Origin of the sequence: Massilia sp. NP310, assembly GCF_019443485.1 — a bacterium.
Taxonomy (GTDB): domain Bacteria; phylum Pseudomonadota; class Gammaproteobacteria; order Burkholderiales; family Burkholderiaceae_D; genus Telluria; species Telluria timonae.
The window spans coordinates 5,733,897-5,751,636 of the sequence record NZ_CP080379.1 but is presented as its reverse complement, the minus strand read 5'-3'; the positions used below and the strand labels follow the sequence as shown (position 1 = coordinate 5,751,636).

Here is a 17,740-nt window from a genome sequence, read left to right as displayed (position 1 = left end):
GGGGCACCGCTCATCGGCAAGCAACGCCACGCCCAGCGTGGCGTTTTTCATTGGCGCACACATTTCGGACCAGGCTGGCAGATCGTCTTCGTCACGGGGTATCATCCCCGGACGCGCGGATGCATACCGAACCATCCGCACTCGACAGTAAATGATGCAAAGGTGTTGTGAGATGCAAATGCGGCAACGACGCAGCGATGAAACCACCGCGAACGCCGTGGCGCGCGGCCTGAACATCCTGGCCGTGCGCGATGCCACCCAGGCGCGGCGCTATATGGAATACAAGAACGTCCCTGCAACCGTGATCGAGCGCGTCCTGCAAAGTCCGCACGCGTGCCGCCGGCTGACGCCCGAACAGGCGGTGTCCGAGGCGATCCTGCCGCTGCCGCGCAACGGCCGCTTTCCGAACTGAGCCGCTCAGCTCAGCAGCGGCACCGGCGCCAGCCTGCGCAGGCGCAGCGCGATCAGCAAGCCGACGCCGAGGATCGCGCCCAGCAGCGCCACCACTCCGGGCCAGGCCCAGTGCTCGTAGACATAGCCGGTAAACCACCCCACCACGCTCGAGCCGAGATAATAGAAGAACAGGTAAATGCCCGAGGCCAGCGCCTGCGGCGGCTGCGCACGCCGTCCGACCCAGCTGCTGGCCACCGAATGGGCGGCGAAGAAGCCGAAGGTGGCCACGCCCACGCCCAGCACCACGGCGACCACCGAATCGACCAAGGTCACCAGCAAGCCCGCGATCATCACCCCCATCAGCAGCCACAGCACGTTGCGCCGGCCCAGGCGGTCGCCCAGCTTGCCGGCCCACATCGAGCTGAAAATGCCCAGCAGGTAGAGCAGCGACAGCAGCCCGACCGCGCTCTGGCGCAGCCCGAACGGCGGCGCCAGGAGGCGGTAGCCGATGTAGTTGTACAGGCTGACGAACGCCCCCATCAGCAGGAACGGCAGCGCGAACAGCCACGGCAGGCCCGGGTCGCGCAAATGGATGCGCAGGCCGTCGACGAAGCCGGGGCCGCGCGCCGGCAGCGCGCCGCCATGGCGCGACGGCGGCAGGCTGCGCGAGAATTCCCAGGCCGCGTACAGCCCGGCCGCGCCGAGCAGCCCGACCGCCACGCGCCACGACGCGACGTCGCTGATGAAGGCCGAGATCACCCGCCCGCTCATGCCGCCGAAGGCGCTGCCGCTGATGTACATGCCCATCGACAGGCCGAGCGAGGTCGGCTCGATCTCGTCGCTCAGGTAGGCCATGGCCACGGCCGGCAAGCCGCCCAGCATCAGGCCCATCAGGCCGCGCACGGCGACCAGTTGCGTGTAATTGGCGGCGAAGGCGCAGGCCAGGGTCAGCACCGCCCCGCTGATCATCGAGGCCACCATCACCGTCTTGCGGCCGAAGCGCTCGGCCACGCTGGAAGAGCCCAGCAGCGCCAGCGCCAGGGTGGCGGTGGACACCGACAGCACCAGGCTGCTCTGGGCCGGCGACAGCCGGAAGTCATGCCCCAGGAGCGGCATCAAAGGCTGGACGCAGTACAGCAGGGCGAAGATGGAAAAGCCCCCGAACGCCATCGCGCGGTTGATGCGCCGGAACTCCGGGCTGCCGGAGGCGATGCGCGCGCCGGGGGCGGTCATGCTCAAGGGTATTCCGGATCCAGTTCGGAACCGGCGTAGTTCTCCAGCTCGGCCATCAGCTGGCCCATGGTCGCATTCGTCCCGATCTGCTCCAGCACCGTGCAGTGCTTGCGGTAGATGTCGATGCGTTCGGCCACGACGGCCTGGTGGGCCGGCGGGATGCGCGCCATGAACTCGGCCCAGCCCTGCTCGAAATCGGGCCGGTGCTTGCGCACCGCCTTCACGAAGCGCTCGAACTCCGCCTGGCCGGTGCGCGCCGTGATGCGCGCGCCGCCTTCCGCCGCGAAGATGATCGCCATGGCGATCACGCCCTCGGCGTTCAGGTCCGGGTCCTTGACCGGGCCTTCGTAGTGGTTCTTGCGCAGCCATTCGGCGGCCTTGACGATCGCCTGGACCTGCTGGCGCTGCTGGACCTGGCCCAGGAAGCGCTCGTAGCCCGACCACGATTCGCCCGGGTCGGCGGTGCAGATGTCCACGAACAGCTCCTTCAGGCGCCGCTGGGCATAGACCGGATCGTTGTCGTACTCGCTCACCAGGCTGTCCTCGGGCAGCGCGGCCAGCTCGCGGATCATGCGGAAACCCGCCTGGAAGGCGTGTTCGGCGCCCTCGCCCACCAGGATGTCGAGCGCGTCGAGGTCGCCCTCGTCCTCGCTCTGGATGAGGTGTTCGAGACCCAGCGAAACACAGCCAATGCTCAAGAGCAGCGCGCGCTGGATGCCTTCGGCGGTGCGGTCGTTGGTGAACTTCTCGGCCACCATGGCGGTGATCCCGGACAGCTCGTCGGCCAGGATCGCCGCCTCGTCGGGCGTGGCTTCGCCCGGCAGCAGCTTGATGGCGCGGATCAGGCGCGGCGGTTGTTCGATGACGATGGCTGGCAACATATCAGCGGCGGCTCCCGTCACGAGAAGATGTCCGTGCCCATGCTGCGGCGCGGGCTGCGGCGCGGCATGCTGCGCACCGACGGCACCTGCTTGCGCAGGCGCAGCAGGAGGTCGCGGGTGGAACGCTGCATGAACTCGGACTCTTCGTCCGGATCGTCGGGCAGCTCGATCTCGGCCATCTCGGCGCTGTGGCGGAATTCCGGGAACAGCTCGAGCAGCGAACGCTCCCAGCCGTCCTCGGTGGCCTTGGCCAGGTCGACCGCCAGCGGCACGACGTCGCTGTCGGCGCTGGTCTGGCCGCTGACGTAGCGGCCTTTCGAGAGGATCTCGCCCGCCACTTCCAGGATTTCCTTCGGCGCCAGCGACCACAGGATGGCGAACACGGTCGCGCCATGGTCGGTGGCGGACGCCGCCTCGAGCAGCTCGTTGCGGCGCTCCTCGTCGTCCTGGGCGTAGACCACGCCGTGCACGTGGTTGAACAGGTTCTCGGCGATGCGCTCGGGATCGTCTTCGATCAGGTTGTCGGGCCAGGTGGCGGCGATGAAGGCCAGGCTGTCGGCCCAGGCCTTGGGCGGCACCAGCATCGTCGCCAGCGAGGTCTTGGCGCCGTCGAAGCCCGACAGGTGCAGCGCCGTCACTTGCGGCGGCAGCTCGGTCAGGACCTGGGCCACGGCGTAGTCGCCGTGCTCGTCGGCGGCCTTGGAGAACACCTCTTCGGCGTGCTCCAGCGAGCCGGCCAGCACCAGTTCGCCGACCTGGCTGACCAGGGCCGGCAGATTGGATTTGTTGGTGTCATCGCTCATCGCGCTCTCCTTCGTCGAACAGCTGGGTGAAGTCGTCGGTGGCGGCGCTGTCTTCGTCGTCGTCGTCGTCGCCATCGTCGTCGCGGCCGAGTTGCTCGAGCGACTGGTCTTCGTCGTCCCAGCGGTTCTGGTTCTTGAACAGGAAGGCGGTGATGATGGCCTGGCGCGCCAGTTCCGGATAGTTGGCGGTCATGCCCTCGTACATGGCCTTGCCGTCGTCGCCGCTGCACTCGGCCATCGCGAACACGCGCGCCGGATCGCCGTCGGCGTAGTCGGCCGCTTCGCGCATCAAGCCCTTCGGATCCAGGAAGCGGATCTTGTCGACCAGGGCGAACGCCATCATGTTGACGTCGTCGATGCCGCCGCCGTCGGCGTATTCGGCCACCAGCGCGCCGACCATCATGTCGTAGTTCTTGCGGTTGGGCGGGTCGCCCAGGGTGCCCTCGATCTGGCCTTCCAGTTCACGCGACTGGAAAGAGAATTCGGGATGTACGTTCTTCATGTTCTATCCTGTTGATGGGACGCGGCGCTTCTGGCCGCATCCGTTGCGTTGCCGTCGGATGACGTGCAAGGCCGGGTCAGTTCGCCGGCAGGTTCACGCCGTTGAGCGCGAACAGCGAACGCCACAGCTCGAAAGCCTCGGCCTCGGCGTCCAGCACGATGCGGTGGTTCACGCTCTGGTTGTATTCCTCGCGTTTGGCGCGGTCGGAGAGGATCTCGTAGGCCTTGGTGACTGCCTTGAAACGCGCTTCCGCGCCTGGCGCCTGGTTGCGGTCCGGGTGGTAGCGCATCGCCAGCGAGCGGTAGACTTTCTTGATCTCGTCGTCGCTGGCATTCGGCGCGACGCCGAGGATCGCATATAAATTTTCCAACAGAAATTCTCCGGCAACTATCTTAAAAATGCGGTGGATTGAGACCAAACAGAGATTATCCTATAGAAAACGCCGGACGTGGCGCGAACGCCGATGTCCGCCTTGCGACGCGGGCAACCTCAGGCGCGTCCGGGTACGGTAAAATGCCCCCCAACTTACCCTTCCAGAACTTTTTCATGAGCAACGACAAGAATACCCCGGCGCCGGGCAATGCACCGTCGTCGAACTTCGTCCGTGCGATCGTCGAATCCGACCTGGCCGCCGGCACCCACCAACGGGACGGCCTGCCGCCGGTCATCACGCGCTTCCCGCCGGAGCCGAACGGCTACCTGCACATCGGCCATGCGAAATCGATCTGCCTGAACTTCGGCCTGGCGCGCGACTACGCCGGCCTGTGCCACCTGCGCTTCGACGACACCAATCCGGAGAAGGAAGACCAGGAATACGTCGACACCATCATGGACAGCGTCAAGTGGCTCGGTTTCTCGTGGGAGCGCGAGGGCCAGGAACACCTGTACTACGCCAGCGACTACTTCGAGCAGCTGTACAAGATGGCCGAGTACCTGATCGAGAAGGGTCACGCCTACGTCGACAGCCAGAGCGCCGAAGACATGGCGAAGAACCGCGGCAACTTCGGCACGCCGGGCACCAACTCGCCGTTCCGCGACCGTCCGGCCGCGGAATCGCTGCAACTGTTCCGCGACATGCGGGCCGGCAAGTACAAGGATGGCGAACACATCCTGCGCGCCAAGATGAGCGAGGATGCGATGGCGTCCCCGGTCATGACCAACCGCGACCCGGCCCTGTACCGCATCCGCCATGCGCACCACCACCGCACCGGCGACGCCTGGTGCATCTACCCGATGTACGACTACACGCACCCGATCTCGGATGCGATCGAGAACATCACCCACTCGCTGTGCACCCTGGAATTCCAGGACCACCGCCCGTTCTACGACTGGCTAGTCGAGACGCTGGCCGAAGGCGGCTTCTTCAACAAGCCGGTGCCGCGCCAGTACGAATTCGCGCGGCTGAACCTGACGTACGTTGTCACCTCCAAGCGTAAACTCCGCGCGCTGGTCGACGACGGCACCGTGACCGGCTGGGACGACCCGCGCATGCCGACCATCGTCGGCCTGCGCCGCCGCGGCTACACGCCGGAATCGATCCAGCTGTTCTGCGAGCGCATCGGCGTGTCGAAGGCCGACGGCTGGATCGACATGAGCACCCTCGAAGGCGCGCTGCGCGACGACCTGGACCCGAAGGCGCCGCGCGCCATCGCCGTGCTGCGTCCTTTAAAACTGATCGTCGACAACTTCCCCGAAGGCGAGTCGGTGGAATGCTCGTCGCCGGTCCACCCGCACCACCCGGAACTGGGCAAGCGCACCTTCCCGTTCACGCGCGAGCTGTGGATCGAGCAGGAAGACTTCATGGAAACCCCGACCAAGGGTTACTTCCGCTTCACCCCGCCCGTCGGCGACCAGCCGGGCAGCCGCGTGCGCCTGAAATACGGCTATGTGGTCGAGTGCACCGGCTACGACAAGGATGCCGACGGTAACGTTATCGCCGTGCACGTGAAGTACTTCGAGGATTCGAAGTCGGGCACGCCGGGCGCCGACAACTACAAGGTCAAGGGCAATATCACCTGGGTCAGCGCGGCCAGCGCGCTCGAAGCCGAGGTGCGCCTGTACGACCGCCTGTTCCTCGACCCGCAGCCGGACGCCGGCGGCAAGGACTTCAAGTCGGTGCTCAATCCGAACGCCCTGGAAACCGTGACCGCCTACCTCGAGCCGGGCATGAAGGACGCCGTGGCCGACCAGCGCTTCCAGTTCGAGCGCCATGGCTACTTCGTGGCGGACCGCGTCGATTCGCAGCCGGGCAAGCCGGTGTTCAACCGCGTGACCACCTTGAAGGATAGCTGGGGCAAGTAAGCTCCCAGTCTGCTGCCGTTCTGAAGAATCCCGCCCCGGCATTGCCGTGGCGGGATTTTTTTCTTGCCGGGCCGGCTCCAGCAAGGTGGCTTCGAGCTGCATCATTCGTGCGCGCCGCCGTCGCCTGATTCTCCTCACGCCACTCCGCGGATCGCGCCGCGATCATGGAAGTCCTGACATGCACCCACCCAAGCGGAGGCGATATGCACGCAAGTTTCCACACCGTCCTGTCTTGTCTACTCTGCCTGCTCGCGCCCGGGTTGATCGGCGCCGCGTCCGCCCAGGGCGCGCCCGGCCAGGTCGACGGCAAGAAGCCGCACCATCCCGCGCCCGCCAAGACCACCTACCGCGTCATCAACCTCGCCGCAGGCGAAGTGATCTCGGCCTCGATCAATGCCAGCGGCCAGGTCGCCTATTCGCTCACGACCGATATCTTCAACGAGCCCATCAACGCCTATTTCTACAATGGCAGCAGCTCGCAGAACATCGGCAGCCTGACCGGCCCGGGAAATTTCGCCCGCGCCACCGGGCTCACCAATTCAGGCCAGGTGGCCGGGGTGTCCCTCAATGCCGCCGACGACATCCGCACCTTCACCTGGAACGCCGCGGACGGCATGACCGATATCGGCACCCTGCCCGGGGCCGACGAAGCCCTCGAGCCGGTCATCAACAACAAGGGCGTGATCACGGCCATCGCCCACAATACCGCCACCAGCTTCAACCGCGCCTTCCGCTGGAGCGCATTGGGCGGCATCACCGACCTCGGCGTGCTGGCGCCGGGGCCGGTTGAATCGTCCTATCCCCGCGCCATCAACGATGCCGGCATCATCGTCGGCGACTCGTGGGCCTTCGGCAACGACTACCATGCCTTCCTCTGGACCTTCGGCACCGGCATGATCGACATCCACACCAACGCCAGCAACGACTCGACGCCGGTCGGCATCAGCGCCTTCGGCCAGGTGGCCGGCAACTACCATGTCGACGGCGAGCTCTGGCGCGGCTACGTTTGGACCTTCGGCACCGGCATGGTGGACATCGCCCCGCCCGCCGTGCGCACCGAGACCTTCGGCATGACTTCCGGCGGGCGCATCACCGGCCAGATCGGCGACCCGTTCATCGGTTCGCGCGCCATGACCTGGACCCAGGGCGGCGGCCTGGTCGACCTGGGCACGCTCGGCGGCACCATCTCGTCCGCGCGCGGCGCCAACAACAAGGGGCAAGTGGTCGGCGGCGCCCAGACCGGCGCCGGGCCGGTCCATGCCTATGTCTGGACCGCCAAAGAGGGCATGGTCGACCTGAACACGCGCCTGAAACACGCGCCGCCGGGCCTCGTGCTGGAAGCCGCCCTGGGCATCGCGGAGAACGGCTACATCGTCGCCGTGAGCAACACCGGCCTGGTGTTGCTCAAGCCGGTGAGCAAGTCGCCCTGCGGCTGCCCGCACAGCGTCGGCCCGGTCGTGGCGAGCGAGATGGTGGCGGTGGGCGCGCCGCTGACGGCATCGGTCGGCGTCGCCGGCGAACGTCAGGCCGCGCGCTACGGCATCACCTGGCACTGGGGCGACGGCAATGCCACGCGCACGGCGAGCACGCCGGCCGCGAGCGGCGCCGCCAGCGCCGGCGCGACCCACAGCTATACCCGTCCCGGCATCTATACGGTGACGGCGAAGGTCGTCGACGGCAACGGCGCCAGCGTGGACGTCAGCCGCCAGGTCGTCGCCTACCAGCCGGGCAAGGGGATGGCGGCCGGCGCCGGCGCCTTCATCTCGCCGCTCGCGGCCAGCAAGGCGCCTCTGCGCCATACGGGCAAGGCCCGCTTTCTGTTCATCGCGCCGGCGGTCGGCGCCCAGCCGGCAAGCGCGGCGGCGTTCTCGCCAGCGGCGCCGGGCTCACTGCACTTCGATGCCGGCGACCTGGACTTCGTGAGCAAGGACCTCAGGCGCGTCGCGGCGCAGGGCGCCCAGAGCCGCTTCGAAGGCAGCGGCACACTCAATGGCAAAGGCGGCTACCGGTTCGCGCTGGCTGCCACCGCATCGAACGCCGCCGGCGGCGAACCGGGCCGTATCAAGCTCAGGATCTGGCATCTCGACCGGGCGACGGGCAAGGAAGTGGTTGCCTACGATAATAGTGGGGCCGACGACGGACGCGTGCGCGCTGCCGTGGCCGGCGCGACCGCTCGCGCTGCTGCTTCCGCGACCGGCGCCAGCGATGGCGCCGGCAGCGCCCTGGCCGAGGGCAGCATCACCCTGTACTAAAAACTATCCCGGTACCAGGACGGCGCGCGGCAAAGATGCCCCTTCGCGCCGCCCTGTAACAAAGCGGTCATGCAAGAATGTAATCATGCCGGCCATCTTTCTGACCGGAGCCTGCATGACCCGCTTATCCTTGCCCCGCTTGCGCCTGACCGGCGCTGCTCCCTGCGCCGCCGCCCTTTCCCTGGCCCTGCTGGCCGGCTGCAGCCCCAGCGATCCATCCGATCCCGTTGCGATTACGCCGCCTCCGGTACAGACGCCGGACCCGACGCCAACGCCTGCGGCGCCGACGCCGGTCGCCTTCATGAGCGACGTGCACTTCCAGAACGTCTATGGCGACTTCAAGAACAGCCAGTTCGCCGGCATCCCGACCAGGGACGGCAAGCACGCGACCATCCGCACCATGTACGCGCAGCTGACCTCGACCCGCCTGTTCAACGAGAACTACTTCGCCTTCTTTGCCGCGCTGGACGACGCCTACGCCAAGGGCATCCGCGTCGTGGCCCTGCCGGGCGACTACACCGACGACGCCCAGCCGATGAACGTCGACGGCATCGCCGCCATCATGCGCGAATACCAGGCCAAGGGCATGCGCTTCTTCCTGGCGCCGGGCAACCACGATCCGGTCGAGCCCTACGACGACAACGAAGCCGGCAAGAACGACTTCCTGACCAAGGAAGGCAAGGAACAGAAAATCTTCGCCACCGGCAATCCGGCCTGCATCGCCAAGGACCCGACCGTGATCTGCACCGACCAGATCATGGAGCAAGGGACCGAACGCCTGATGACCAGGATGGCCGAATTCGGCTTCATGCCGAACAAGGCCGACCTGCTGTGGGAAACCCCGTTCAGCAAGTACAGCGGCGGCAAGTACAGTTATGACGAAGCGCTGGCCCAGGCCGCGGTGAAGAACCGCCAGTTCGAGATCTGCCTCGAGGGTTCGGGCGGCGCCTACAAGGCGGCCGGCGAAGCCAAGCTTGGCAAGCCGTTTACCAAGTGCACCGCAATGATCGACAGCACCTATCTGGTGGAACCGGTCAAGGGCTTGTGGCTGCTCTCGATCGACGCCAACGTCTTCGTACCGAACGCGAAGTTCGATCCGGCCAAGCCGCACGACTTCAAGGGCTACGACGGCGCCGGCAACGCCGGCTGGAACAAGGTGATCACCCACAAGATGTTCCTGATGGACTATATCAAGTCGGTGGCGGCGCGCGCCAAGGCCGAAGGCAAGCAGTTGATGGCCTTCTCGCACTACCCGACCATGGACTTCTACGCCAACCAGACCGCGGCCATGAAGGCGGTGTTCAAGTCGGGCGCCTTCCAGACCGCGCGCGTGCCGGACCAGACGGTGGCCAACGCGGTGGCCGCGACCGGCCTGCGCCTGCACGTCGGCGGCCACATGCACTTCAACGGCACCAACGACCACCAGGATGCCGGCGGCAACTACCTGGTCAACGTCCAGTCGCCATCGCTGGCGGTGTACGGCGCCGCCTACAAGATCGTCACCTATAAAGACCAGGATACGATCGACGTCCAGACCATGCCCCTGAACACGGTGCCGCGCTTTGCCGAGCTGTTCCCGCACTACGTGGTCGAGAACGACTACCTGAAGGGCAGCTCGGTCCCTGGCGACGCCAGCAAGCGCTGGGACCGCAGCATCCTCGAGACCCGTTCCTACGGCGAGTACACCCATCAGTACTTCGGCGAACTGTCGCGCCTGCGCTTCATGGACGAATACTGGCCATGCGAGATGAAGGAAGCGGCGATGGCGCTGGACGGCAAGCAGATGCTGATCCTGTCGCAGCTGCAGACGAAGGTGACGCTGGCCCAGCTGAAGGATGTGCCCGGCGTCGTGCCCCTCACCGCCTCCTGCGCAGCGGCCGGCACTGCCGCCGGCGCCGCAGTCGCCGCCTCGACCCTGGCCACCGACTGGCTGGAGGCCACCGCGCGCGCCGACAAGCTGGCCGGCACCGCGGGCCTGCGCCTGGACGACTTCGCCACCATCTCTGCCTACGATTTCTACGGCGACTTCCACCGCACCGTGTATGCGGGCGAACTGGCCCTGCGCGACATGGGCCAGCAGCGCGTGAACCAGTACAAGGTCTTGATGGCCGCCTTCCCGGCGACGCCGGCGGCGATCGTCAAGGTCGGCGACAAGCCGTCCGACCAGAACCCGGTGCACGTGCCGTTCCAGAACCAGTTCAAGCAGGTGTTCGCCATCCTCAAGGGCCTGGGCTCGGCCAAGCCGAGCGACCATTTCACGGTCGACCTGAAGGGCAAGAAGGTCAGCAATGCCAGCAATAATGGGCTGAGCTTCAACTAACTGCCGCTCTCACTCACCCGAAGGCGCTGCGCCCCATGGCCGCAGCGCTTTTTTTTCGGGAACAGCGATGCGCACGCCGTCCGACCTGTTTCGCGGCCCCCGCCGCCAGACGTCGTGTTTTTGTAAAACCTAGTAAACCTGATAGCTCCTGTCTGGTCAGACATTGCTTAGCGTATGGACCATAGGTATTGATGTTAAGCATGGCCACGTGCCGTCCCGCCCTTTCGAGATACCGCATGCCTTCAGATCGTCCTCCCGCAATGTTCTCGCCGGCAACCTTGTTGACGGGTTTGCTGCTGTCGCTGGCGTTCGGCGCCGGCGCCTATTTCGCCACCGCGGAGGCGATCGAGAGCGATGCCCACGCGCGGTTTCGCGGCATGGCGCGCGCCGCCCAGAACAATATCGATACCCGTATCAAGGGCTACGGCGCCGTGCTGCGCGGGGTCGCGGGGCTGTTTCGCGTCAACCCCGACACCACCGCATCCGAGTTTCGCCAGTACGTCGAGCAGCTCGACATCAAGCGCAGTTTTCCGGGCATCGTCGTGATCAATTATGCGCGCATGGTGCGCGCCGACGGCCTGCCCGCACTGAACGAGGAATTGCGCGCGCGGCTGGCGCGCCATGGTGTGCGCCATCACACGCCGCTATTGCCTTCGTCCGAACGCGACAGCTACACGGTGCTGGTGTACATGGAGCCGCTGTCGCCCGACCTGTACGACAGGCTGGGCCTGGACCTGGAGGCGCGCGGCATCACCCGGCGCGTCATGGCGCATGCGCGCGACAGTGGCCTGCTGAGCGCTTCCGGCACGCGCATCACCCTGCGGCCCGGGCCCAACCAGACCGCGCTGGCGCTGCGCCTGCCGGTCTACCGCGGCGACATGCCCGCTTCCAGTGCGGAACAGCGGCGCCTGGCCTATGTCGGCTCGGCCGGGCTGGGGTTCGGCGTCACGCCGCTGGTCAGCGGCGTGCTGGACGAGTTCCCGGTCGAAGGCGTGCGCCTGATGCTGACCGAGCTGACCGAGCCTGGCGAACCGGCGCCGCAGACGGTCCTCTACGACAGCCTGGCCACCGTCGACTACCCCAACCCGGCGCTGCCGCCGGACGACAGCAGCATGTTCGCAACCAGTCTGCCGATCGAATTCAACGAGCGCGTCTGGCGCGCCGACTTCAGCGTCGCCAAGTCGGCGCTGTACACCCGTTTCGACGTGTATTACCCGTGGCTGGCAGCCTTCGCCGCCAGCATGAGCGCGGCCCTCCTTTACGCCCTGTTCCAGACCCTGGCCTCGTCGCGCCGCAACGCCCTGCGCATGGCCGAGGAAATGACGCGCGAGCTGCGCGCCAGCCAGGCCAAGCTGCAGGCCAGCCACGAAAAACTGCGCATGCTGGCGGCGCACGCCGAGCAGATCAAGGAAGGCGAACGCAAGCGCATCGCGCGCGAGATCCACGACGACCTGGCGCAGAACCTGCTGGCCCTGAAGATCGAGGCCGAGCTCCTGGCCAATCGCACCCGCGGCGGCCACCGGCGCCTGCACGCGCGCGCCGACGCCACCGTACGCCAGATCGACGTCACCATCCGCAGCGTGCGCCAGATCATCAACGACCTGCGTCCCAACGTGCTGGACCTGGGCCTGTCGGCGGCGGTCGACTGGCAGGTGGCCGATTTCGCGCGCCGCACCGGCATCGAGTGCGAACTGGTCGACGACGACGGCGAGCACCGCATCGACGACCATTGCGCCACCGCCTTCTTCCGCATCCTGCAGGAATCGCTCAACAACGTGGCACGCCATGCACGCGCCACCAAGGTCAGGATCGCCTTGCAGCAGCAGGCCGACATGCTGACCATGACGATCCGCGACAACGGCGTCGGCATGCAGCCGGGCAGCCGCAACCGCCACGGCTCGTTCGGCCTGGTCGGCATCGAAGAGCGGGTCGGCATCCTGGGCGGCTCGTTCTCGATCAGCAGCGGACTCGATTCGGGCACCACGATCGTGGTCACGATTCCCGTGGTCGGCCTGTGCGGGGACGTCGGCATGGACTTCTATCCCGGCAAGGCGTCCCCGATCGCAGTAGCCGCCTAATGCCCGGCAATGTTCGCACGGCTGTTGCCAAAACTCGCAATGCGACCAGCACTTGAGCAACCTCAACAGTTAGTCTGACAGACCGCAGGACAATTCCTATAGCTGTCGCCGGTCAACACACCGGGATTCTTCCTATATCGAGTAGGCGGGAGTCCATACTGACCGTTCAGCAGCGCAAGCGCGGCACATAAGCGCACGACCTGAACAGGGATGAAGCAACACCAACGTCTACAACACAAAACGAGGTGAAACGATGTCGACCCATACCGAATTCTCCGTCTTTGAAGCACTCGACCTGGCCCCCATCAAGATGAAACTGATGCACGTGGAATCAGGTGAAGGCTGGTCCGAGCAGCGTGCCGATGCCGCCGCAGCCGAGTACCGCCGCTTCCTGTTCCTGATGAAAAAATACCCGGAGGCCGGTGCTTCGCCAACCGTTGAAGTCGACACCTTCTGGCATTACCACATCCTGGACACCATGAAGTACGCCCGCGACTGTGAGGCTACCTTCGGATTCTTCCTACACCACTACCCCTACGTCGGCATGGGCGCCGGCGCCAACGATGGCGAACGCCAGCGCGCCGGCGACCGCATGCGTGCGTTGTACGAGGCCGAGTTCGGCGTGGTCGTCAAGGGCGACGCCGCATTCTGCGCCTACCCGAGCAAGCAGGCCGCCGAAGCCGCGTTCTGCGCCGCCCCGGGCAAGCAGGCCAGCGACATCGCCTTCTGCGCCGCCCCAGGCAAGCAAGCCAGCGCCACCGCCTTCTGCGCCGCCCCGGGCAAGCAAGCCAGCGCCACCGCCTTCTGCGCCGCCCCGGGCAAGCAGGCCAGCGCCACCGCGTTCTGCGCCGCCCCGGGCAAGCAAGCCAGCGACATTGCGTTCTGCGCCGCCCCGGGCAAGCAAGCCAGCGCCACCGCCTTCTGCGCCGCCCCGGGCAAGCAAGCCAGCGACATCGCGTTCTGCGCCTCCCCGGGCAAACAGGCCAGCGCCACCGCCTTCTGCGCCGCCCCGGGCAAGCTGGCCAGCGACATCGCGTTCTGCGCCGCGCCCGGCAAATCCCTGCAAGCCGCCTGACCTGCCTGTCTGACCCTCGCAGCCGGGAGGCAGCCATGCCGCCATCCCGGCTGTCGCCTATTCGGCGAGCGTCATCTCTGCTTCGCTGCCCTTCCTGATCATCAGCGCCCGCAATTCGCTGATGCTGAAATCGCTCTCCTCGTGCATGCGGATCAGCAGCGTGGCGCCGATCGGCAGGGTAGCGTGGCGGATCTTGCTGATCACGGGCGGCGCCACTTCGAGCAGCTTCGACAGGGCTGCGTCATTCTTCAGGCGCAGTCGGGCAATGATGGCGTCGAGGACCCGGTTGGGGTCGTACTCGGCGCCGGGCGGGAGGCGGCGGATCGGCATGGCTCTTTCAGGAGTATTATTAATTTGCTATTTAACACGCTATACCGCGAAAAATTAGCAGAAAGAGGCAAACCATCAGTATTTATACGGCTATTTTCGCGGGACGCGAAATTATACAGATAGTCGATAAATAATGTTTACTATTCCATCATCTGGTCACTACGCCGCGCGCAGGCGCGCCAGCGTCGTGGCGACGTCGGGATGGCGCAGGCGCACGCGCAGTTCGCGCCTCAGGCGGGTGTCGTCCAGCTGCCGCGATTCCGACATGAAGGACAGCAGCATCGGCGACACCGCACCTTCCAGATCGGCGCGCGCCAGGCGCGGCGGGCGGTGCATGCCGAAGGCGTCGGCCACGGCATCGAAATAATCGGCCATCTTCATGCGCGTGCGGTCGACCGCGTGCACCACGCGCCCGGCCCGTCCGCGCTGCAAGGACGCCAGCACGATGCGCGCCAGGTCGTCGGCGTGCACGTGGCTGGTGTAGACGTCGTCCTCGGCACGCAGCGCCGGCGTGCCCTGCTCCAGGCGGCGCAGCGGCAGGCGGTCGTCGGCATAGATGCCGGGCACGCGCAGGATGGACAGCGACGCGCCGCTGGCCAGGGCCCAGGCGCGCAGGATGCGTTCGGCGTCCACGCGCCGCCGCGCGCGCGCGTTGCGCGGCGCCACCGGGCGGTGTTCATGGACCAGCGCGCCGCCGCAATCGCCGTACACGCCGCTGGTGCTCACATACACCATGCGCTCGACCTTTCCCAGCGCCGCCGCCAGGTGGCGCGTGCGCCGGTCGTGCTCGCCGTCCGGCTGCGGCGGCGCCAGGTGCAGCACCCATGGCGCGAGTCGCCGCAGGCGCGTCAGGGTCGCGGGGCGGTCCAGGTCCGCCACCAGCGGCACCGCGCCCAGCGCGCGCAGCTCGGCGCGGCGCTCGGGCTGGCTGGTCAGGGCGAACACCCGGAATTTCCCGGCCAGCAGCGGCAGTAGGCGCATGCCGACGTCGCCGCAACCGACGATGAGCAGGCGGGGACGGGCGAAGGAGGAGCGGTCTGGCATGGGTTCGGGCGATGGAGGCGGACCGCGGCACTGTAGCACAGCGCCGGCGCCGGGCCGGGCCCACCCGCGCCCGGCAAAACCGGGGCCGGTGTAGAATAGCGCCCAGTTGCGACAAAATCGCCATAGGATCAACCACTTGCGCTTAGCTTGCGCGCCAACCACCGAATCGCATGACCTTCCAGATCACCGTCCAGCCCAGCGGCAGCCAGTTCACCTGCGAAGCCGACGAAACCGTCCTTTCCGCGGCCATCCGCGCCGGCATCGGCCTGCCTTATGGCTGCAAGAACGGCGCCTGCGGCTCGTGCAAGGGCAAGGTGCTCGATGGCGCGGTGGAGCACAAGCCGCACCAGCAGCGCGCGCTGTCCGACATCGAAAAGACCGGCGGCATGTCGCTGTTCTGCTGCGCCGTGCCGAGCGCCGACCTGGTGATCGAGGCGCGCGAAGTGGGCGGCAGCTCGGACTACCCGCTGCGCAAGATGCCGACCCGGATCGCCGCCATCCGCCGCGCCGCGCCCGACGTCGCGATCGTCAACCTGCAACTGCCGGCCAACGAGCTGCTGGCCTACCGCGCCGGCCAGTACATCGAATTCCTGCTCAAGGACGGCAAGCGCCGCGCCTACTCGATCGCCAACGCGCCGTCGTTCGAAGGCCCGCTCGAACTGCACATCCGGCACCTGCCGGGCGGCCTGTTCACCGACCACGTGTTCGGCGCCATGAAGGAACGCGACATCCTGCGCTTCGAGGGCCCGCTGGGCACCTTCTTCCTGCGCGAAGAGTCCGACAAGCCGATCGTGCTGCTGGCCTCGGGCACCGGCTTCGCCCCGGTCAAGGCCCTGGTCGAGCACCTGATGCACCTGAAGTCGACCCGCCCCGTGCGCCTGTACTGGGGCGGCCGCCGTCCGCAAGACCTGTACATGGACGAGCTGTGCCGGGCCTGGGAAACCACGCTGCCCGACTTCACCTACGTGCCGGTGATCTCGGACGCGCTGCCCGAGGATGCCTGGACCGGCCGCACCGGCTTCGTGCACGCGGCCGTCATGCAGGACGTCATCGACCTGTCGGGGCACCAGGTCTACGCCTGCGGCGCCCCGGTCATGGTCGATTCGGCGCGCCGCGACTACACCGCCCTGTGCGGCCTGCCCGAAGACGAGTTCTTCGCCGATTCGTTCACCACCGAAGCGGACCTGGCGGGCGGCTGACCCGCCGCTGGCGGCGCCGACGCGGCGCCGCATCTTCGGGCACAATGATGGGTTCTCCCGTCGCCCCGAACAATCCATGTCCCTGCTGTCTCCCTCCGGCCGCCTCGGCGTCCTGCGCAACCGCAATCTCGCCTTCTATCTCTCGGCGCGCTTCCTCGCCACCTTCGCCGTCCAGATGCAGAGCGTGGCGATCGGCTGGCAGGTGTACCAGATCACGGGCAGCCTGTTCGACCTCGGCCTGATCGGCCTGGCGCAGTTCGCGCCGTTCCTGCTGTTCATCCTGTGGGCCGGCCACGTGGCCGATCGCTACAACCGGCGCCTGATCGTCATGGCCTGCATGGCGGTGCAGCTGTTGTGCAGCGCGCTGCTGATCGCCTTCACCGCCAGCGGCAGCACGGTCGTGTGGCCGGTGTTCGCGATCCTGGTGGTGTTCGGCAGCGCGCGCGCCTTCATGATGCCGGCCTCGCAGGCGGTGCTCAAGAACCTGGTGCCCGACCGCGAATTCAGCCAGGCGGTGGCGCTCGGCTCCTCGACCATGCACGTGGCGATGATCCTGGGACCGATCGTCGGCGGCCTGCTGTACGTGTTCGGCGCGCAGGTCGTGCACATGACGTCGGCCAGCCTGCTGGCGCTGGCGGTGCTCCTGATGACGAACACGCGCAGCATCCAGCAGATCATCAACAAGGCGCCGGTCAGCTGGCACACCCTGCTCGAGGGCCTGCGCTTCGTGCGCTCGCGCCCGATCGTGCTGGGCGCCATCTCGCTCGACCTGTTCGCGGTGCTGTTCGGCGGCGCCACCGCCCTGCTGCCGGCCTATGCCCACGACATCCTGGGCGCCGGGCCCACCGGCCTCGGCTTCCTGCGCACCGCGCCCGGCGTCGGCGCCGCCCTGTGCTCGATCACGCTCGCGATGTTCCCGATCACGCGCCGGGTCGGGGCCTGGATGTTCGGCGGCGTCGCGCTGTACGGCGTCTGCGTGATCCTGCTCGGCCTGACCGACAGTTTCCCGGTCGCCCTCGCCGCCCTGTTCCTGCTCGGCGTGGGCGACATGGTCAGCGTCTACATCCGCCACCTGCTGGTGCAGTACGAGACCCCGGACGAGATCCGCGGCCGCGTCAGCGCCGTGAACTCGGTGTTCATCGGCGCCTCGAACGAGCTGGGAGAATTCGAATCCGGCGTCACCGCCGGCTGGCTGGGCCTCACGCGCGCCATCCTGCTCGGCGGCGTGGCCACGCTGGTCGTCACCGGACTGTGGGCGGTGCTGTTCCCGGTGCTGTCCAGGATGGACCGCTTCCCGCACCACGAAAAAGAGCGCGGGAACTGACTCCC

15 protein-coding genes are annotated in these 17,740 nt (G+C 66.9%); 8 read left to right on the top strand and 7 right to left on the bottom strand.

Going from position 1 to position 17,740, the window contains the following annotated elements; genetic code table 11:
- Positions 1 to 178 precede the first annotated feature (178 nt).
- Positions 179 to 412 (top strand): hypothetical protein, encoded by a 234-nt coding sequence (locus tag KY496_RS25405; RefSeq protein WP_040777052.1) that lies wholly within the window; start codon positions 179 to 181, stop codon positions 410 to 412.
- Positions 413 to 417: 5 nt separating this feature from the next.
- Here the strand turns inward: KY496_RS25405 and KY496_RS25400 are convergent, their stop codons facing one another.
- From KY496_RS25400 to KY496_RS25380, 5 genes are all read right to left on the bottom strand, one after another.
- A complete protein-coding gene (locus KY496_RS25400; RefSeq protein ID WP_005668822.1) occupies positions 418 to 1,626 on the bottom strand; it encodes an MFS transporter in 1,209 nt (402 codons plus the stop codon).
- Between the two features lie 2 nt (positions 1,627 to 1,628).
- Positions 1,629 to 2,507 carry a hypothetical protein gene (locus KY496_RS25395; RefSeq protein ID WP_005668820.1) on the bottom strand — a complete coding sequence of 293 codons (879 nt, stop codon included), beginning with the start codon at positions 2,505 to 2,507 and terminating at the stop codon, positions 1,629 to 1,631.
- 17 nt (positions 2,508 to 2,524) lie between these two features.
- On the bottom strand, positions 2,525 to 3,310 hold the full coding sequence (locus tag KY496_RS25390; protein WP_184234783.1) for a hypothetical protein: 786 nt from the start codon (positions 3,308 to 3,310) through the stop codon (positions 2,525 to 2,527).
- Positions 3,300 to 3,812, bottom strand: a complete 513-nt coding sequence (locus KY496_RS25385) for a hypothetical protein (protein ID WP_005668816.1) — start codon at positions 3,810 to 3,812, stop codon at positions 3,300 to 3,302. The genes KY496_RS25390 and KY496_RS25385 overlap by 11 nt, the downstream gene beginning before the upstream one ends.
- 76 nt (positions 3,813 to 3,888) lie before the next feature.
- Positions 3,889 to 4,182: a DnaJ domain-containing protein gene (locus tag KY496_RS25380; protein ID WP_005668814.1), complete on the bottom strand. Its 294-nt coding sequence runs from the start codon at positions 4,180 to 4,182 to the stop codon at positions 3,889 to 3,891.
- 176 nt (positions 4,183 to 4,358) lie between these two features.
- Between KY496_RS25380 and KY496_RS25375 the strand changes: the two genes are divergently transcribed.
- From KY496_RS25375 to KY496_RS25355, 5 genes are all read left to right on the top strand, one after another.
- Entirely contained in the window at positions 4,359 to 6,113 is a 1,755-nt protein-coding gene (locus KY496_RS25375) for a glutamine--tRNA ligase/YqeY domain fusion protein (protein WP_040777049.1), read from the top strand.
- Positions 6,114 to 6,316: 203 nt separating this feature from the next.
- The gene (locus tag KY496_RS25370) at positions 6,317 to 8,365 is read left to right on the top strand and encodes a PKD domain-containing protein (protein ID WP_219863001.1); all 2,049 of its coding nucleotides are present in this window, start codon (positions 6,317 to 6,319) and stop codon (positions 8,363 to 8,365) included.
- Between the two features lie 115 nt (positions 8,366 to 8,480).
- Positions 8,481 to 10,685 carry a metallophosphoesterase gene (locus KY496_RS25365; RefSeq protein WP_219862999.1) on the top strand — a complete coding sequence of 735 codons (2,205 nt, stop codon included), beginning with the start codon at positions 8,481 to 8,483 and terminating at the stop codon, positions 10,683 to 10,685.
- A 236-nt stretch (positions 10,686 to 10,921) separates the two neighbouring features.
- Entirely contained in the window at positions 10,922 to 12,763 is a 1,842-nt protein-coding gene (locus tag KY496_RS25360) for a CHASE domain-containing protein (protein WP_229520366.1), read from the top strand.
- 253 nt (positions 12,764 to 13,016) lie between these two features.
- On the top strand, positions 13,017 to 13,838 hold the full coding sequence (locus tag KY496_RS25355) for a glycine-rich domain-containing protein-like (RefSeq protein WP_219862997.1): 822 nt from the start codon (positions 13,017 to 13,019) through the stop codon (positions 13,836 to 13,838).
- Positions 13,839 to 13,895: 57 nt separating this feature from the next.
- On the opposite strand, the gene KY496_RS25350 is transcribed toward KY496_RS25355, so the two are convergent.
- Both KY496_RS25350 and KY496_RS25345 read right to left on the bottom strand, forming a co-directional pair.
- Positions 13,896 to 14,168: a hypothetical protein gene (locus KY496_RS25350; protein ID WP_071360039.1), complete on the bottom strand. Its 273-nt coding sequence runs from the start codon at positions 14,166 to 14,168 to the stop codon at positions 13,896 to 13,898.
- Between the two features lie 159 nt (positions 14,169 to 14,327).
- A complete protein-coding gene (locus KY496_RS25345; protein WP_005668801.1) occupies positions 14,328 to 15,212 on the bottom strand; it encodes an NAD(P)H-binding protein in 885 nt (294 codons plus the stop codon).
- Positions 15,213 to 15,382: 170 nt separating this feature from the next.
- Between KY496_RS25345 and KY496_RS25340 the strand changes: the two genes are divergently transcribed.
- Together KY496_RS25340 and KY496_RS25335 are read left to right on the top strand one after the other, a co-directional pair.
- Entirely contained in the window at positions 15,383 to 16,411 is a 1,029-nt protein-coding gene (locus KY496_RS25340) for a CDP-6-deoxy-delta-3,4-glucoseen reductase (protein ID WP_184234797.1), read from the top strand.
- Positions 16,412 to 16,487: 76 nt separating this feature from the next.
- Positions 16,488 to 17,735, top strand: coding sequence for an MFS transporter (locus tag KY496_RS25335; RefSeq protein ID WP_005668797.1), 1,248 nt, complete (start codon positions 16,488 to 16,490; stop codon positions 17,733 to 17,735).
- Positions 17,736 to 17,740 lie beyond the last annotated feature (5 nt).

Excerpts from the sequence above, each read along its gene's own strand:
- KY496_RS25405 (WP_040777052.1), top strand. The coding sequence starts at position 179 with ATGCGGCAACGACGCAGCGATGAAACCACCGCGAACGCCGTGGCGCGC.
- KY496_RS25400 (WP_005668822.1), bottom strand. The coding sequence starts at position 1,626 with ATGACCGCCCCCGGCGCGCGCATCGCCTCCGGCAGCCCGGAGTTCCGG.
- KY496_RS25395 (WP_005668820.1), bottom strand. The coding sequence starts at position 2,507 with ATGTTGCCAGCCATCGTCATCGAACAACCGCCGCGCCTGATCCGCGCC.
- KY496_RS25390 (WP_184234783.1), bottom strand. The coding sequence starts at position 3,310 with ATGAGCGATGACACCAACAAATCCAATCTGCCGGCCCTGGTCAGCCAG.
- KY496_RS25385 (WP_005668816.1), bottom strand. The coding sequence starts at position 3,812 with ATGAAGAACGTACATCCCGAATTCTCTTTCCAGTCGCGTGAACTGGAA.
- KY496_RS25375 (WP_040777049.1), top strand. The coding sequence starts at position 4,359 with ATGAGCAACGACAAGAATACCCCGGCGCCGGGCAATGCACCGTCGTCG.
- KY496_RS25370 (WP_219863001.1), top strand. The coding sequence starts at position 6,317 with ATGCACGCAAGTTTCCACACCGTCCTGTCTTGTCTACTCTGCCTGCTC.
- KY496_RS25365 (WP_219862999.1), top strand. The coding sequence starts at position 8,481 with ATGACCCGCTTATCCTTGCCCCGCTTGCGCCTGACCGGCGCTGCTCCC.
- KY496_RS25360 (WP_229520366.1), top strand. The coding sequence starts at position 10,922 with ATGCCTTCAGATCGTCCTCCCGCAATGTTCTCGCCGGCAACCTTGTTG.
- KY496_RS25355 (WP_219862997.1), top strand. The coding sequence starts at position 13,017 with ATGTCGACCCATACCGAATTCTCCGTCTTTGAAGCACTCGACCTGGCC.
- KY496_RS25350 (WP_071360039.1), bottom strand. The coding sequence starts at position 14,168 with ATGCCGATCCGCCGCCTCCCGCCCGGCGCCGAGTACGACCCCAACCGG.
- KY496_RS25345 (WP_005668801.1), bottom strand. The coding sequence starts at position 15,212 with ATGCCAGACCGCTCCTCCTTCGCCCGTCCCCGCCTGCTCATCGTCGGT.
- KY496_RS25340 (WP_184234797.1), top strand. The coding sequence starts at position 15,383 with ATGACCTTCCAGATCACCGTCCAGCCCAGCGGCAGCCAGTTCACCTGC.
- KY496_RS25335 (WP_005668797.1), top strand. The coding sequence starts at position 16,488 with ATGTCCCTGCTGTCTCCCTCCGGCCGCCTCGGCGTCCTGCGCAACCGC.